The 16,573-nt window shown below is 71.6% G+C and carries 15 protein-coding genes; 11 read left to right on the forward strand and 4 right to left on the reverse strand.

Annotated features, from left to right (window positions below; genetic code table 11):
• Positions 1–58 precede the first annotated feature (58 nt).
• Genes BN159_RS08615 through BN159_RS08630 form a run of 4 tightly spaced genes read left to right on the forward strand, consistent with a single transcriptional unit; the run spans position 59 to position 5,331 of the window.
• Positions 59–1,897, forward strand: coding sequence for a LamG-like jellyroll fold domain-containing protein (locus BN159_RS08615; protein ID WP_015656552.1), 1,839 nt, complete (start codon positions 59–61; stop codon positions 1,895–1,897).
• Between the two features lie 45 nt (positions 1,898–1,942).
• Positions 1,943–3,607, forward strand: a complete 1,665-nt coding sequence (locus tag BN159_RS08620) for a PHP domain-containing protein (RefSeq protein ID WP_015656553.1) — start codon at positions 1,943–1,945, stop codon at positions 3,605–3,607.
• Entirely contained in the window at positions 3,607–4,455 is an 849-nt protein-coding gene (locus BN159_RS08625) for a hypothetical protein (RefSeq protein ID WP_015656554.1), read from the forward strand. Before BN159_RS08620 ends, BN159_RS08625 begins: the two co-directional genes overlap by 1 nt.
• A gap of 24 nt (positions 4,456–4,479) precedes the next feature.
• Positions 4,480–5,331, forward strand: a complete 852-nt coding sequence (locus BN159_RS08630; RefSeq protein ID WP_015656555.1) for a PaaX family transcriptional regulator — start codon at positions 4,480–4,482, stop codon at positions 5,329–5,331.
• Here the strand turns inward: BN159_RS08630 and BN159_RS08635 are convergent.
• From BN159_RS08635 to BN159_RS08650, 4 genes are read right to left on the reverse strand one after another with little or no spacing between them, the layout of a single operon-like run.
• Entirely contained in the window at positions 5,322–5,777 is a 456-nt protein-coding gene (locus BN159_RS08635; protein ID WP_015656556.1) for a MaoC family dehydratase, read from the reverse strand. The two genes, BN159_RS08630 and BN159_RS08635, sit on opposite strands and share 10 nt — an antisense overlap.
• Before the next feature lie 8 nt (positions 5,778–5,785).
• Complete coding sequence (gene menE / locus BN159_RS08640; RefSeq protein WP_015656557.1) at positions 5,786–7,288, reverse strand: o-succinylbenzoate--CoA ligase; 1,503 nt, start codon at positions 7,286–7,288, stop codon at positions 5,786–5,788.
• 11 nt (positions 7,289–7,299) lie between these two features.
• Complete coding sequence (locus BN159_RS08645) at positions 7,300–8,175, reverse strand: 4-hydroxyphenyl-beta-ketoacyl-CoA hydrolase (protein ID WP_015656558.1); 876 nt, start codon at positions 8,173–8,175, stop codon at positions 7,300–7,302.
• Positions 8,175–9,092 (reverse strand): SDR family NAD(P)-dependent oxidoreductase, encoded by a 918-nt coding sequence (locus BN159_RS08650; protein WP_015656559.1) that lies wholly within the window; start codon positions 9,090–9,092, stop codon positions 8,175–8,177. The genes BN159_RS08645 and BN159_RS08650 overlap by 1 nt, the downstream gene beginning before the upstream one ends.
• A 109-nt stretch (positions 9,093–9,201) precedes the next feature.
• Here BN159_RS08650 and BN159_RS08655 point away from each other — a divergent pair, with 109 nt between their 5' ends.
• From BN159_RS08655 to BN159_RS08685, 7 genes are all read left to right on the forward strand, one after another.
• Entirely contained in the window at positions 9,202–9,666 is a 465-nt protein-coding gene (locus BN159_RS08655; protein ID WP_015656560.1) for a MarR family winged helix-turn-helix transcriptional regulator, read from the forward strand.
• Between the two features lie 82 nt (positions 9,667–9,748).
• A complete protein-coding gene (locus BN159_RS08660; protein WP_015656561.1) occupies positions 9,749–11,089 on the forward strand; it encodes an MFS transporter in 1,341 nt (446 codons plus the stop codon).
• Positions 11,086–12,372 carry an alpha/beta hydrolase family protein gene (locus tag BN159_RS08665; RefSeq protein ID WP_015656562.1) on the forward strand — a complete coding sequence of 429 codons (1,287 nt, stop codon included), beginning with the start codon at positions 11,086–11,088 and terminating at the stop codon, positions 12,370–12,372. The genes BN159_RS08660 and BN159_RS08665 overlap by 4 nt, the downstream gene beginning before the upstream one ends.
• A complete protein-coding gene (locus BN159_RS08670; RefSeq protein ID WP_015656563.1) occupies positions 12,369–13,121 on the forward strand; it encodes an IclR family transcriptional regulator in 753 nt (250 codons plus the stop codon). The genes BN159_RS08665 and BN159_RS08670 overlap by 4 nt, the downstream gene beginning before the upstream one ends.
• 96 nt (positions 13,122–13,217) lie before the next feature.
• The gene (locus BN159_RS08675) at positions 13,218–13,727 is read left to right on the forward strand and encodes a hypothetical protein (RefSeq protein WP_193384321.1); all 510 of its coding nucleotides are present in this window, start codon (positions 13,218–13,220) and stop codon (positions 13,725–13,727) included.
• Positions 13,727–15,124 carry a hypothetical protein gene (locus BN159_RS08680; RefSeq protein ID WP_015656565.1) on the forward strand — a complete coding sequence of 466 codons (1,398 nt, stop codon included), beginning with the start codon at positions 13,727–13,729 and terminating at the stop codon, positions 15,122–15,124. Before BN159_RS08675 ends, BN159_RS08680 begins: the two co-directional genes overlap by 1 nt.
• Positions 15,121–16,557: a vWA domain-containing protein gene (locus BN159_RS08685; RefSeq protein ID WP_015656566.1), complete on the forward strand. Its 1,437-nt coding sequence runs from the start codon at positions 15,121–15,123 to the stop codon at positions 16,555–16,557. The genes BN159_RS08680 and BN159_RS08685 overlap by 4 nt, the downstream gene beginning before the upstream one ends.
• The last annotated feature ends 16 nt before the right edge of the window (positions 16,558–16,573 follow it).

Genomic DNA, 16,573 nt, shown 5'->3' on the forward strand with positions numbered 1-16,573 from the left:
CCGTCGACCCCGCCGCCCGCTGATCCCCGAACACGACTTCCCTCACACCGGAGACGATGTGTGCACCTCGCACGAGCCTGGGCAGGAGTCCGCCTGCGCCGACGCCGGCCGACGCAACTTCCTCAGGGCCACCGCGCTGATCGGCGCCGCGGCCACCGCCGTCACGATCCCGGCCGTCGCCGAAGCGGCCCCGGCCGGGCGTGGGTGGCGGCCCGACACCGAGAGCCGTCGCTTCACGCTGGCCGTGATGCCCGATACCCAGTACCTCTTCGACGGGCCGAGCATCAACGCGGCGCCGGTCGAGGCGTCGTTGCGCTATCTGCTGGAGCACGGGCGCGATGACAACGTCGTCTTCCTGTCCCACCTGGGTGATCTGACCGAGAACGGCTCCCGGGCCGAATGCGAGGCGATCGGCGAGGCGTTCGAGCTGCTGGACCGCCGCGGGGTCGGCTACAGCGTGCTGGCGGGCAACCACGACGTCCGCTCCTCCACCACCGACCAGCGCGGTACGACCCCGTACCTGGACGTCTTCGGACCGGACCGCTTCCAGGGCAGCCCGACCTTCGGCGGGGCCTCCCCGGGCGGCTACAACACCTTCCACGTCTTCAAGGCGGCCGGGCGCGAGTGGCTCGTGCTCGCCCTGGACTGGCGGCTGTCGGACCAGGGTTACGCCTGGGCGAAGGACGTCCTCGCCCAGCACCCCACCAAGCCCGTCATCCTCACCACGCACGAACTGGTCCACGGCGACGACGCGTTGTCCTCCTACGGGCAGCAACTGTGGGACAGGCTGGTCAAGGACCACGACCAGATCTTCCTCACCCTCAACGGCCACTACTGGCCCGCCGCCCGCGCGGTCCGCGAGAACGCCGCCGGGAACGACGTCCACCTGCATCTGACGAACTACCAGAACCGTTACTTCGGCGGCGCGGCGATGATCCGTCTCTACCATTTCGACCTGGACCGGAACACGATCGACGTCGAGACGCTGTCGCCGTGGATCCTCGGCCGGGCCGCGAAGGGGCTCAACGAGCTGGAGCGGCAGGAGATGGAGCTGTCCGGTGCCGCGGACCGCTTCTCCGTCGACATCGACTTCGCCGAGCGGTTCGCCGGGTTCGCGCCGGTGCCCGAGCGGCCGTCCCGGCCCGCGTCCAAAATGCTGGTGCGCGGGACGCTCGCCTACTGGCGGTTCGACGGGCACGAGGAGGGCGCGCCGGTCGCGGGCACGGTCCGCGACCTGTCCGGGAACGGCAACGACCTGACGCCGGTCACGGTCGGCGAGGGCGCGCTGACGTGGTCCACCGCCCACCACCCCGACCAACCGGGGCACGGCAGCGTGTACTTCCGGGGCGGCAAGCCCCCGCTGACGGGCGCCTACCTCCGCACGGTCGACGGCGCTCCGCTCAACTCCGCGACTTTCAAGGCCGGTTACACCATCGAGGCGTTCTACTGGCTGCCCGCCGACTGGACCGCGTCGCGCAACGCCTGGGCCGGACTGGTCAGTCGTACCGGCACCGGCGGGGCGGCCGGGAAGACCGAGGGCGACCCCGACGAGCCGCTCGCCACGCTCTCGATCTCCGACGGACCCGGCCCGCAGTGGGCCGTACGCCCGCTCAACCAGCAGGGCATCGCCACCAATTGGGGCGACGAGACGGCCCGCGAGCGCTGGTGGCACCTCGCCGTCGTCAACGACGGCAGCCACACCACGATGTACGTCCAGGGCTGCCCGGTCGCCCGCAACCCGCACGCCCCCGCCGTCGGCCTCACCACGGTCGGCCTCCCCTGGCTGCTCGGCGGCTACGAGTACGGCGGCCGGATCGACCAGATCCTCTACGGCCGTCTCGGCGACGTCCGGATCGTCGGACGGGCGCTGCCCGTCACGTCGTTCATGAACCACTGACCTCCCGCATCTCCCAGCACCGCCCGGCGAAAGGGACGACCTTCCGTGAACGACCAGCAGCTGCCCGTCTGGGCCGACCCGTCCGTATCCGCCGAGGCGCTCGACCCGCAGGGCTTGTCCCGGCGCGGACTCCTGCGCGGCGCGGGCCTGTTCGGCGCCGCCTTCGCCCTCGGGGCCGCCATACCCGCGACGGCCTCCGCGCAGCCCCTCGGCGGTGACGACCCGCGGCTCGCCTACCTCGTAGGCGACCACCACATCCACACCGTGTACAGCCATGACGCCAAGTACACGTTCTCCCAACTCGCCGCAGCGGGCGCCGAGTACGGCCTGGACTGGATGGTGTTCACCGAGCACTCCAACTTCGGGCACGCGAAGTACGGCGCCCCGCTGGAGCACCAGGAGATCCTCCGGGCCCGCGCCGAGAACCCGCGCCAGCTGATCTTCCAGGGCCTGGAGTGGTACATCCCGGCCGCCGAGCACTGCACGGTCTTCACGGCTCCCGGCCGCCACGAGGTCGATCTGCTCACCCGGTTCGAGAGCCTCTACGACGGCAAGCTGCTCGGGTACACCGAGGGCGCCACCGGCGCCGCGGACACGGCCCGCAACGAGGCACACGCCCTCAAGGCGATCCAGTGGCTGGCCGAGCAGCGCCGCACCGGATACATCGACGACGTCCTCGTCCTCGCCAACCACCCCATGCGCCTGGGCATCGACTCCCCGCACGAGCTGCGGGGCTGGCGGGACGCGGCCCCCGAGATCATGATCGGCATGGAGGGCGCACCGGGCGCCCAGGGCGCCGCGCTCCCCGGCTGGCGCGGCAGCAACAGCATCCGCGGCGAGTACGAGAACCAGCCGTCCGCGCAGTCCTGGCCGGGGTATCCGGCGGACGCGTACCGCACCTACGGCGGTTTCGACTGGGCGACGGCGACCGTCGGCGGGCTGTGGGACGCGATGCTGGCGGAGGGCCGCCTGTTCTCCATCACCACCAACTCCGACGCCCACCGGATCGTCTTCGACACCTGGAAGAACGGGGACTGGCTGCCGGGGCAGAACTTCGACAACACCGGCCGGCTGCCCGACCCGGTGAACACCGGCACCCCGCAGCCCGGCAGCGACTTCTGGCCCGGCCAGTTCTCCCGCACCCACGTCGGCGTGACCCGCTACGGCTACCGCTCGGTGATGGCGGGCCTGCGCGCGGGCCGGGTCTGGCTGGACCACGGGCATCTGCTGGACGGTCTGGAGGTCCGGCTGAAGCGGGACTGCGACCACGGCCGGGGCGTCACCCTGGGTGGCCGCCTCCGCGTCCGCAAGGGCGAGCGGCTCACCCTCAGTGTCACGGTGACCAGCGCCTCCCGCCCCAACCCGCTGGGAATCCTGCCCGAGTTGGCGCATGTGGACGTCATCCGGGGCGCGGTGCGCGGCCCCGCCGCCGACCGGGACGGCTGGCGGGCGCCGGACACCAAGGTCGTCCACACACGGGACGTCAGCGGCCGCAAGGGGACGTACACCCTGCACATCCCGCTGGTCGCCGGGGACGAGTCCTTCTACGTCCGGCTGCGCGGCAGCGACGGCAGCCGGCACGGCGCCGGGTACCTCGGCGCGGCGGTCGACCCGCACGGGCCGGTCGTCCACGATCCCGGCAACGGTGACCCGTGGGCCGATACGTGGTTCTATTCCAACCCCGTATTCGTCGATGTGAAGGGTGCCTGATGAAGCGTCAACTGACCTGTCTGGCGGCTCTGTTCGGTGCGTTCGCGCTCGGTGTCGGCACGGCCTCGGCGGCCGGTGACCCACACTGGGAGGAGTCCGGCACGGCGTACACCGACACCCTGGGCGGTGGACAGGGTCTGGCCAGCCGGGCCGACGGCTCGCTGCTGTACCGGGGGCTCATCGACATACCCCTGTCGCTGCGGATCAAGGGCTGGAACCACGTCGGCGACCCGGACATCGCCGAGGGCCATGTCTTCGACGCCTACCAGGGCCCGGACACCGCCACCTCCAAGATGTTCGCGGTGACCACGCCGGCCGGGAAGCGCTACGAGTACGTCCATCAGCTCAACCCGGGCGAGAAGCTGAACAACTCCTTCGCGACCGTCTCCCCGGACGGGCAGTGGATGGTGTCGGGCGAGTGGGGCGACCAGAACCGCCTCCAGGTCTTCCCCACCCCGCTGCTCAACCCGTCCACCCCGCCCACCGGCGGGGAGCTGAAGGAGGCCTGGCAGATCACCCTGGACAAGCCGGTACGCGACATCCAGGGCTGTGACTTCGTCACGGACACCCGTCTGGTGTGCGCCTCCAACGACGCCACCGGCTCGCTCTTCCCGGAGATCCACCCGCTCCTCCAGGTCGACCTGCCCCGCAAGCTGGACGGCCAGCCGATCACCGGCGCGGTGAAGTCCCTGTTCGCCATCCCGCAGCGCAGCCTGTGCACGGGCACCTTCGAGACCGAGGGCGTGGACTACGACGCGAAGAGCGGCGCCCTGCGCGCCGAGGTGATCCAGCCCGGGGTGTGCGCGGTGTCGACGACCGTGTACTCGTACCGGCAGGTCACCAACTGATCCACCTCGGGTTACGGTGGCCGCGTGACCACGGAAGAGTCGCTGCGGCCCCAGTCCCTCATGCTGACGTTCCTGGGCGAGCAGGTGCTCGGCCGGGACGTCTGCGTGTACTCGGGCAGCGTGATCGACGTGCTGGGCCGCGCGGGCGTCGGCGAGCAGGCGACGCGCTCGACGCTGACCCGGATGGTGAACCGGGGCCTGCTGCGCCGCCAGCGCGAGGGGCGCCGCATGTACTTCGGGCTGACCGACCGCTCCACCTCCGTCCTGCGCGACGGCGAACGCCGGATCTGGCACACCGGCGCGGTCAACCGGCAGTGGGACGGCACCTGGACCCTGCTCGGCTTCTCACTGCCGGAGTCCTGGCAGCGCCAGCGCCACGATCTGCGCTCCCAGCTCACCTGGAGCGGCTTCGGACCGCTGTTCAACGGCCTGTGGATCGCCCCGGGCGAGGTCGATGTGTCGTCCCTGGTCGCCGAGTTGGGCCTGTCCGCCCATGTGAAGGTCTTCCGCGCGCACGCGGACTCCGGCACCGATATCGGCGCGATGATCGAGGAGACCTGGGAACTGTCCGAACTCGCCGCCCGCTACGAGGCGTTCAGGTCCCGCTGGCTGCCGTGGGAGACGGACCCCCCGGACGCCGACGACGCGCTCGCCCTACGACTGCGGCTCCAGGCGGAGTGGCTGCGGCTGATCCGCCGCGACCCCCGGCTGCCGGTGCGCCATCTGCCCGAGGACTGGCCGGCGGACCGGGCCGAGAAGACGTTCCGCTCCGTCCATGAGCGACTGACCCCGCTGGCTGACGCGGCGGCGGAGCGACTCCTCGACCTGGTGCCGGTGCGCGAGGACCCGGCGCCTTCGCCCGCGGATCAGGCGTAGAACCTCGACAGGCTGCGCAGCACGGCCGCGGGCTTCGGGCCGTCCTCGATCTCGATCGTGCCGTCCACGGCGATCTGCACCCCACCGGGCACCTCGGTGACCTCGGCGAGCTTTCCGGTCAGGCGGATGCGCGAGCCGACCTTCACCGGCGCCGGGAAACGCACCTTGTCCAGACCGTAGTTGACCTTCGTGGCGACGCCCTGGACGTCGAGCAGCTCGGTGAAGAGCGGGATGAAGAGCGAAAGGGTCAGATAGCCGTGGGCAATGGGAGCACCGAAGGGTCCCGCCGCGGCCCGCTCCGGGTCCACATGGATCCACTGGTGGTCCCCCGTCGCGTCGGCGAAGGTGTCGATGCGGTCCTGGGTGACCTCGATCCACTCGCTGGTGCCGAGGTCGTTCCCGGCGAGCTTCTTCAGTGCGTCGAGGCCGTTCACGGTGATGCTCATGGGGTTCCTTACTTGTTTCCGTACCGACTGCGGACACGGGACTTGAGGAGCTTTCCGGAGGCGGTGCGCGGGAGTTCGTCCGCGAGGACCACCGATTTGGGGATCTTGTACTTGGCGAGGCGACCGGAGAGGGAGGCGAGGATCTCGTCCGGGTCGGGTGAGGCGCCCTCGCGGGGGACGACGACCGCGCGCGGGACCTCGCCCCACTTGTCGTCGGGCACGCCGATGACCGCGCACTCGTCGATGTCCGGGTGGGCGAGGAGCAGATCCTCGATCTCGGCGGGGTAGATGTTCTCGCCGCCCGAGATGATCATGTCCTTGATGCGGTCGACGATGAAGACGTACCCGTCCTCGTCTACCCGGGCCGCGTCCCCGCTGCGGAACCAGCCGTCGGTGAAGGCGGCGGCGGTCTCCTCGGGCAGGCCCCAGTAGCCGGGCATGACATGCGGTCCGCGGACGATGATCTCGCCGGCTTCTCCCGCGTCGACGGGCGCCAGGTCAGGACGCACGACCCGTACGTCGCTGAAGAAGTGCGGCACCCCGGCCGAGCCCGCCTTGCGCACGGCGTGCTCGGCGTCCAGGAACAGCGTTCCGGGCGAGGCCTCGGTCATGCCGTAGCCCTGGAGGAAGGTGAGGCCGCGCTGCTGGTACGCGGCGATCAGGGGCGTCGGCACCGGGGAGCCGCCGCAGGTGAGGATCCGCAGCGAGGACAGGTCGGCGTCGGCCCAGCGCGGGTGCCGGGCCAGCTGCTCGAACATGGTCGGCACCCCGAACATGAAGGTGATCCGGTGCTGTTGGATCAGCTCCAAGGTGGCCGCCGGGTCGAACGACTCGGTCAGGACGCAGGTGCCGCCCTTGAGCAGGACCGGCAGCGTCAGCATGTTCAGCGCCGCCGTGTGGAACAACGGGGCGGAGACCAGGGCGCGTTCACCGGCCGTCAGATCGTGGTCGATCAGGACGTTGATCGCGTTCCAGGTGAGGTTGGCGTGGGTGAGCATCGCGCCCTTGGGGCGACCGGTCGTGCCCGAGGTGTACATGATGACGCAGGTGTCGTCGGGGGCGACCGGCTCGTCGATGGGGTCGCCTTCCGATGAGGCCAGCAACTCCTCGTATTCAGGGCCCACTTCGACGTACAGCCGGACATCCGTGCTGCCCGGGAGCCCGGCGACGAGGGCGGTGTGCGAGGGGCCGTGGATCAGTGCCTTGGCACCGGAGTCGGTGAGCTGGTAGGCGATCTCCGGTCCGGCGAGGCGGGTGTTGAGCGGGACGAAGACCGCGCCCAGGGTGCCCGCGGCGAACAGGGTCTCCAGGTAGGAGGGGTGGTTGGGGCCGAGGTAGGCGATCCGGTCGCCGCGGCGCAGGCCCCGGGCGCGCAGGGCGTGGGCGAGCCGGGTGACGCGGTCGTGCAGTTCGGCGTACGTCCGGGTCGTGTCGCCGTGGACCAGGGCGGTGCGGTGCGGGGTCTTGCGGGCCCGGCGTGCGGGCCATGAGCCGGTTCCCTCGTTGCGCATCGGGCGCCCCTTTACGGTGTCTTCAGCCCGAGAAGTCGGGCGGCGTTCTCCTTGAGGATCTTCGGCCTGACCTCGTCCTTGATCTCCAGCTTCGCGAAGTCGGCGAGCCAGCGATCGGGGGTGAGGACGGGGAAGTCCGAGCCGAAGAGGACCTTGTCCTTGAGCAGGGTGTTGGCGTACCGCACGAGCTGCGGCGGGAAGTACTTCGGCGACCAGCCGGACAGGTCGATGTGCACGCCGGGCTTGTGGGTGGCGACGGCGAGGGCCTCGTCCTGCCAGGGGAAGGAGGGGTGCGCCAGGATGATCTTCAGGTGCGGGAAGTCGGCGGCCACGTCGTCGATGTGGAGCGGGTTGGAGTACTTCAGCCGGATCCCGCCCCCGCCGGGGACTCCGGCGCCGATGCCGGTCTGCCCGGTGTGGAAGAGGGCGATCGTGCCGGTCTCCTCGATCAGCTCGTAGAGGCCGTACGCCACCGCGCGGTCGTCGGGGAAGAAGCCCTGGATGCTGGGGTGGAACTTGAACCCCTTCACCCCGTACTCCTCGACCAGCCGGCGGGCCTGCTGCACGCCCGCCCTGCCGCGGAACGGGTCGATGGAGGCGAAGGGGATGAGGACGTCGGAGTTGGCGGCCGCGGCCTCGGCGACCTCCTCGTTCGGGACCGGCGGGGTACCGGTGGCGGACTCGGCGTCCACCGTGAAGATCACGGCGGCCATGTTCCGCTCCCGGTAGTAGGCGGCAGTCTCCTCCAGCGTCGGCTTCCGCTTGCCCTCGACCTTGAAGTAGGCGGAGGAGGCGTCGTGCAGGTCGTCGGCGAGCGAGGAGTGCCCCCGGGAGGAGACCTCGGCGTGGGTGTGGACGTCGATCGCGACCAGCTTGTCGGGGTCCATCACGCCTCCGGGAGCTTCGGCGCCGGGATGCCGACCGACTGGAGTTCGGCGCCGACCGAGGCCGACCAGGCGTCGGCGAGGGTTTCGGGGGTCCAGCCGCCGTCGGCGTAGGCCGTGCTGATCTCCTGCGGATGCGACCAGAGTGCCACCTTGTCGCCGCCGATGGCGATGCACTGACCGGTGATCTCCCGGGCCGCGGCGGAGGCCAGGAAGGGGACGAGGGCCGCGCAGTCCTCGGGGGTGCCGAAGCCCTCGCCCTTGCGGAGGAAGCCGGGGAGCGGCTCGCCGGCCCGCAGCGCCTCCACGTAGGGCGCGAAGGCGGGGATGGTCTCGGTCATCGCGGTCGCGGCGACCGGCACGATCGCGTTGACGGTGATCCCCGCGCGGGCCAGTTCCATCGACCAGGTACGGGCCATCGCGGCGATGCCCGCCTTGGCCGCCGCGTAGTTGGTCTGCCCGAAGTTGCCGCGCTGCCCGGCCGGGGAGCCGACCAGGATCAGGCTGCCGCCCTCGCCCTGCTCGCGCATCCGGACGGCGGCGGCACGGGCGCAGGTGAAGGTGCCCCGCAGATGGGTGCTGACCACGGCGTCGAAGTCGTCGTCGGTCATCTTCCACAGCACCTTGTCGCGCAGGATGCCGGCGTTGGTGACGAGGACGTCCAGCCGTCCGTACTCGGCGACGGCCCGCCCGACGAGCCGGTCCGCGGCCTCGGCCGTACCGACCGCGACGGTCTCGGCGACGGCCGTGCCGCCCGCCTCGGTGATCGACTTCGCGGCCTGCGCGGCGATCGCCTCGTCGAGGTCGTTGACGACGACCGAGGCGCCGTGGGCGGCCAGGGCGTGCGCGTAGGCGAGGCCGAGGCCCCGGCCGCTGCCGGTGACGACGGCGACCTTGCCGGTGAGATCGATGCTGGGCACGGGCGAATCCCTTCGCGAGATGGTGTGACGTGACGGAGATCGAAGCTAAGAGCAATAATTGGTGACGTCAATAGTTGTCCCCAACCGCCGACTGCGAAAGACTGGGGCCATGAAGACGACCGCCATCGACGCGAACGAGCCCTGGATGCGTGAACTGCACGCGGACACGGGCTACCTGCTCTACCGCCTGGGCCTGCGCTCCGGCCAGCTGTTCAACGCCTGCCTCCAGGAGTCCGGACTGCGGCTGCGCCACTATGCGGTGCTGCGCTTCCTCGCCACCGGCGAAGGCGCCCTCCAGCGGGAGCTGAGCGCCCGGCTCGGCTACGACCCGAGCGCGATCGTCGGCCTGGTCGACGACCTGGAGAAGCTGGGCTTCGCCGAGCGCCGCCCCGCCCCCGACGACCGCCGCAGCCGCATCGTCGTCCCGACCGAGGCCGGGCGCGCCTTCCTCCGCGACACCGACGAGTCGGCACTGCGGGTCTCGGGCGAGCTGCTGGGGCCGCTCGACGCGCGGGAGCGGGAGACCCTGCACGCCCTCCTGCTGCGGATCGCCGAGGAGAAGCCGACGAACTGATGTTGTGCAAATGATTGACGGCCGCACAGGAGCTGCCTAACTTCACGGGGGCATCCCGCCCCTCGTCCCCAGGGAGCTCCCCGTGCAGCCATCCCCTCAGCCGACCCCGGAATCCCGGCAGTTGCGCACCGTCGCCCTCTCCGGCCTGCTCGGCACGGCCGTCGAGTTCTACGACTTCCTCGTCTACGGCACGGTCGCCGCGCTGGTCTTCGGCGACCTGTTCTTCCCCGAAGCCGACCCCGCCGTCGGCACCGTCGCCGCCTTCGGCACCTTCGCCGCCGGATATCTGGCGCGTCCCCTCGGCGGCATCCTCTTCGGCCACTTCGGCGACCGGGTCGGCCGTAAGTCGATGATGCTGCTGACCATGCTCCTGATGGGCAGCGGCAGTTTCCTGATCGGCCTGCTGCCCACCTACGACGCGATCGGCGTCTGGGCGCCCGTGCTGCTGGTCCTGCTCCGCGTGGTGCAGGGCGTCGCGATCGGCGGTGAGTGGGGCGGCGCCACCCTGATGGTCGTCGAGCACGCCGAACGCACCCAGGGCACCCGGCGCGGACTGTGGTCCAGCTTCACCCAACTCGGGGCGCCGCTCGGCTCCTTGCTCTCGGCCGGGGTCGTCACCCTGGTCTCCGCGCTGCCCGACGACGACTTCCGCTCCTGGGGCTGGCGGGTGCCGTTCCTGCTGAGCGTCGTGCTGCTGGGCGTCGGCCTGTTCGTCCGGCTCAAGGTCGCGGAGAGCCCGCTGTTCACCAAGCCCGCGCCGCGCGAACGGCCGCCCGTGCTGGAGGTGTTGCGGCGCCCGAAGCCGGTGGTGCTGGCGGCGTGTGTCGGCATCGGCGCGTTCACCGCGCAGTCCCTGCTGACCAGTTTCATGATCTCGTACGCCGTCGATGAGGGCTACAGCCGCCCGCAGGTCCTCACCGCGGTGACCGTCGCCTCCGCCGTCGCCCTGCTGGTCCTGCCCACCGCCTCCGCGCTGTCCGACCGGGTGGGCCGTCGGCCCGTGGTGCTGACCGGCGCCCTCGCCTCCGCAGCGCTCGCCTTCCCGGTCCTCGCGCTCGTCGACTCCGGCTCCCCCGGGCTGCTGATCCTCGCCCTCGCACTCGGTCACGGCGTGGCCCAGTCCACGATGTACGGCCCGCTGGGCGCCCTGCTCACCGAGATGTTCGGCACCCGGGTCCGCTACACCGGCGCCTCCCTCGGCTACCAGGCGGCCACCCTGGTCGGCGCGGGCTTCTCCCCGCTGATCGCGAGCGGGCTGCTCGCCTCCAACGGCGGTGGCAGCACGCCCGTCTCCCTGCTGCTGTGCTGCGGCGCCGCGATCACCGCGCTGACGGTGTGGCGGATCCGCGAGACGCACACCGACACTCTGGAACCCGGCACGATCCGTTCCGCGACCCCCACCCCGGAAGGGACACCCCGTTGAGAACACTTGTCGTCGTCGCACTGGCGGTCACCCTGACCACAGCCGCCGCTCTGCCCGCCTCGGACACCCACCTGGAGGGCCAACTCCCCTCGGGCGCCACCTACTTGATGGACGTCCCGGCCGACTGGAACGGCACGGTCCTGCTGTACAGCCACGGCTACCGGGCCGCCGGATGGCCCAACCCGCCCCAGAACGCGCCGGATTCGGCCACCCGGGACAAGCTCCTGGAACAGGGATACGCCCTCATCGGCTCCTCCTACGCCACCACCGGCTGGTCCGTCACCGAGGCGGTGCCCGACCAGCTCGGCACGCTCGACGTGTTCACGGAGAAGTTCGGCGCGGCCGACCGCACCCTGGCCTGGGGCACCTCCTACGGCGGTCTGGTGACGACCACCCTCGCCGAACGCCACGCCGGCCGCTTCGACGGCTCGCTGTCGATGTGCGGTCTGGTGCAGGGCGGGGTGGCGAACTGGAACAGCACGCTGGACCCGGTGTTCGCGCTGAAGACCCTGCTCGGCACGGACGTCCCGCTCACCGGATTCACCGACCGGGCCGAGGCGCAGAACGCCGCGAGGACCCTGGGCGCCGAGATCACGGCCGCGCAGGAGACTCCGGAGGGCCGCGCCCGCATCGCCCTCGCCGCGGCCCTGCACAACATCCCCGCCGACGACATCGCGGGGCTCATCCAACTCCCCGCCTTCAGCTGGCGCCAGGAGGCGGAGAGCAGGGCGGGCGGCAACCCGTCCTGGAACACGGGCGTGGACTACACGGCGATGCTCCGCCGCTCGCCGTTCCACAAGGAGGTGGCCGACCTCTACAAGGAGGCGGGCGCGTCCCTGGGCACCGACCTCGCGTCCCTCAACCGCGCACCCCGCATCAGAGCCGATGCCTCGGCCGTACGGTGGATGCGGGACACCAGCGTCTTCAAGGGGCGTCTCACCGACCCCCAGTTGAACATCCACACCACCGGCGACACCCTGATCCCCGTGCAGTCGGAGAGCGCCTACCGCAGAGCCGCCACCGCGGCAGGGGCGGGCCGACTGCTGGCGCAGGCCTATGTGGCCGCGCCGGGCCACTGCACTTTCACCCCGGGTGAGATGCTGGGCGCCCTGCGAGCCCTGGAGTCCCGGCTGGACACGGGCCACTGGGACGTGTCACCGACAGAGCTCAACTCCCTTGCTCAGCAGGAGGATCCGGCCACGGGCGCCCGCTACTCCGCATACCGGCCCGCCCCCTACCCTCGCCCCTACGACCTCGCCCATCCGGGAGACGCCCGGCCATGACGCCTCGCTCCGCGCCCGACCGGCTGCTGTCCGTGCTCGCCGCCTTCGACCACGAGCACCCGGCCCTGAGCCTGACGGACATCAGCCGACGGGCCGGACTGAGCCTGACCACCGCGCACCGGCTGGTGGGCGCCCTCACCGAGTGGGGCGCCCTGGAGCGCGATCCCTCCGGCGTCTACCACGTGGGGCTCAGGCTGTGGGAGGTGGCGGCGCTGGCACCGCGCGGGCTGGCGCTGCGACAGGTGGCACTGCCGTATCTGGAGGATCTGTACGAAGCCACCCATGAGAACGTGCAGTTGGCGGTGCGGGACGGCGGGGAGGTCGTCTACATCGAGTGGCTGTCGGGGCGTTCGGCGGTGGGCGTGCACATCCGGGTCGGTGCGCGTTGGCCCCTGCACGCCACCGGCGTGGGCCTGGCGTTGCTGGCCCATGACGAGCCCGCCCGGCAGGAGGAGTACTGCGCGGGTCCCTTGGCCGCCTTCACCCCGTACACCATCACCGACCCGGTCCGGCTCCGTCGCGAGCTGGCCGAGGTGCGGCGCACGGGTGTGGCGGTGAGCAGCCGTCAGGTCACCGACGACGCGCTGTCGGTGGCCGCCGCGGTGCGCGGTCCCGGTGGCGCGGTGGTCGCGGCCGTGTCGGTGGTGGTGCCCGAGGCGGACGCCCAGGTCCCGGTGCTGGCCCCGGCCGTGCGGATCGCGGCGCGGGGAATCTCGCGGGCGCTGGGGTGGCGGCCGCCGGAAGCCTGACCCACCCGTCCGTGCCGTCGTTCCGGACTGCGATGTCAGTGGCTCCCAGTAGGTTTCTGGATGTCCCGCCGCTCTGGCGAGGACGTCCCCTTTGGCATGCATGGGAGTGGTGTGTTGTCGGTCTGGGAGAAGTCGAGCACGGTGCGGGTGGTGCCGCCCGCCCGACCGCGGAAGCTCGCCAAGGTGCCGTTCGTGGAACTGGCGGACGGACGGTTGCAAGGGGTGGTGTCCAGTGGGTCGGACATCGGGCGGGTCTATGTGTCGTCGGTCGCGGCGGGGTCGTACGCCTTTGCTTGCAGCACCAACAACAACCGGCCCTGCGGCGGGGCGCGCGGGTGGTTCTGCAATCACATCCGCGCGCTCGTCGGTGAGGCCGTGCTCCAGTACGGCGTCGAGCGTGTGGCGCGGTATCTGAGGGTCGAGGCCGCCGGTGACGCGAACGCGGTCCTCGATGCCATGACCTCCACCCACCCCGGGCAGGCCGACAGTTCGGCGGCGGCGCAGGTGTTCAGCCGGTTCCTGCGGCAGCTGGCCTATCTCGAACTGGCGCCGAGCACCGCCCCGTTGCCCGAGATGCAGTGGTTCCCGACCACCGGGGCCGCCTGATGCGTACGGAACTGCTGACCGGTCCCGTCGACGGTCTGGACGAGGCCCTCGCCGCGGTCGACGGGTTCGACGAGGCGCTGGTCGCCGGTCTGCTGCGACCAGCGCCCGCCCACGCGGCCGGCCTGGCCGCGCTCGCCGACGCCGTCGCCGGGTCGCCGCTGGCCGCACGCCTCGCGGAGGCGGCCGAGCGGACGGCGGCCGGTGCCGCGGGCGAGGACGACTTCGTCGCGCTCGCGGCCGCTCGCACCGCGCTGCTGGGTTCGGTGCACGACGCCCTCGTCGCGCGGGCCGAGGAGGCCGTCGGACGGAACCGGGCCGAGGAGGCCCCGGGTGCGGTCGCGGGTGTGGAGCCCGCGGTCAATCTGCTGGCGGCGGCCCGGAGTTGGCTGTGCGATCTGGCGCGTGCCGGATGGCAGGGCATCGATCACGAGCTCGTCGGCGGCGCCGCGCCCGTCGTCTCCGCGATGCTGCCCGAGCTGTCCCTGCGCCGACTGGCCACGCTGCTCGACGGGTTCGCCGCCGAACTCGCCGCGTCCTGTCCGGGGGCGACCCTGGAGCGGGTTCCGGTACGGCGGTGGGCCGATCTGTGGTCGCGGGCCATGCTGCTCACGGTGCCCGGCGCGAGCGGCTCGGCCGACGTCACCGAGGTGACCGGGCGGCTGCTGCCGCTCGGGGTCGACGTGCAGGAGCACGCCACCGCCGTACAGGCCCAGGTGCACGCGGTGTTCGAGCCCGCCGACGGCGGGCCGGCGCGGCTGGTGCGGGCCGGGGTGTCCGCGCCGAAGCCCGACACCGTCGTCGGGGCGGGGCTGTGGCAGCTGCTGCGGCCGCACATGTCGCTGCTGACGGCCGTCGGCGAGGGGCGCGCCATGGAGGTCGACGCGATGCCCCTCACCGGAGAGGGCGACCTGATGTGGGACGACGGCCGCGCCCGGTCGGGCGAGCCCGCCGACATCTTCACCACCGCGCGGGTGGCGCTGCCCGCGGCCGTCGCCTGCGCGACCGCGCCGCTCGACCGGCATCCGGCCCGGATCGCCGTGCCCGTCCTGCTGGAGGGGTACGCCGTGGACACGGCGGAGGACGACGGCACGGTGGCGTTCCAGGTCGCCGGGGAGCGGCTCGCCGTCGACACCGGGCGGGTTCCGGCCGCCGGTCCGCTCACCCCGGACGCCGTCGCCGGTTCCGGTGCCTGCTTCGGGCTGCTGCGCTGGAACGCCGGGGAGTTCCTGATCCAGCCGCTCGCGGTGGAGCGCACGGTGCGCAAGAAGCCCGTGGCCGTGCACGCCGGGGCTTGGGCCGGGGGCACGACCGACAAGGCCGGGGTGCGGGCCGAGAAGGCCGCGACCGACGCGGTGACCGTGCTGCGGGAGCGGGCGGGGAGGCTGCTGCGGAAATGAGCGAGCCAACCGTGCAGGAGAACCCGGAGCCCGTTCCGGACGAGAACCGGCGGCAGGTGCTGTACTGGCGGCTGCTGGCCCGGCTCTTCGACCCCGAGGAGCAGGCGAGTCTGGAGTCGGCGAGTGTGGCCGTCGTGGAGGACATCGGCCTGCCGCCCGCGCTGCTCGACCCGGGGGCGTCGGTGGAGTCCGTGGTGCAGCGGCACCCGGAGCTGGCCGCCGAGTTCGACGGGCTGATGACGCCCGGAGCCGACGCGGACGGGGAGCGCGACCGGGCCGCCGAGGTGCGGCGCGCGGCCCTGGTGTCGAAGGTGCTGCTGAACGTCTTCAGCACCGGCTCGGGCACCGTCACCGCCGAGCAGTTGGCGCGCTGGCAGTCCGACGCGGGCTGGCTGGAGCGGGCGCTCGGCTGCAAGCCCGGTGACCTCCGCGGCGGCCGGGGCGGTGGGGTCGGTGTCGGGGGCGCCATGGGCGGTGGCGGGGGTGTCAGCCCGACCGGTACCGCCATCGGCGGCGGCACGCCCGACCTCAGCCGGCTCATCCCCGAGATCGGCCCGGAACTGGGTTCCATCGAGGCCTCCCTGGTCAAGCGCATGCACCTGCGCGAGGTACTGGCCGACCCGGCACTGGCCTCCCGGCTGACGCCGAGCATGTCCCTGATCGAGCAGTTGCTGCGCGACAAGGACAACCTCTCGGGTGTCGCCCTCGCCAACGCCAAGGCGCTGATCCGGCGTTACGTCGACGAGGTCACCGAAGTGCTGCGCACCCAGGTGGAGAAGGCCTCGGTCGGTGAGCTCGACCGGTCCGTGCCGCCCAAGCGGGTGTTCCGCAACCTCGACCTCGACCGCACCATCTGGAAGAACCTCACCAACTGGAGCCCGGAGGAGGAGCGGCTCTACGTCGACCGCCTCTATTACCGGCACACCAGCCGCAAGACCACGCCCCAGCGGCTGATCGTCGTCGTCGACCAGTCGGGTTCGATGGTCGACTCGATGGTCAACTGCACCATCCTGGCGTCCATCTTCGCCGGGCTGCCGAAGGTGGACGTCCACCTGATCGCGTACGACACCCAGGCGCTGGACCTCACGCCCTGGGCGCACGACCCGTTCGAGACGCTGCTGCGGACCCAGCTCGGCGGCGGCACCGACGGCACCGTCGCGATGGCGCTCGCCCAGCCGAAGATCGCCGAGCCGCGCAACACCGTCGTGGTGTGGATCTCCGACTTCTACGAGTGGCGCCACACCGAGCTGTTCGAGAGCATGGCCGCCGTCCACCGCTCAGGGGCGAAGTTCATCCCTGTGGGCTCGGTGACCAGCTCCGGGCGCGGCAGCGTCAACCCGTGGTTCCGGGAGAAGTTCAAGGACCTCGGCACGCCGGTGATCTCCGGCCACATCAAGAAGCTCGTGCACGAGCTCAAGACGTTCCTCACCTGATCACGGGGCCGTGTCC

Source organism: Streptomyces davaonensis JCM 4913, assembly GCF_000349325.1.
Classification (GTDB): Bacteria; Actinomycetota; Actinomycetes; order Streptomycetales; family Streptomycetaceae; genus Streptomyces; species Streptomyces davaonensis.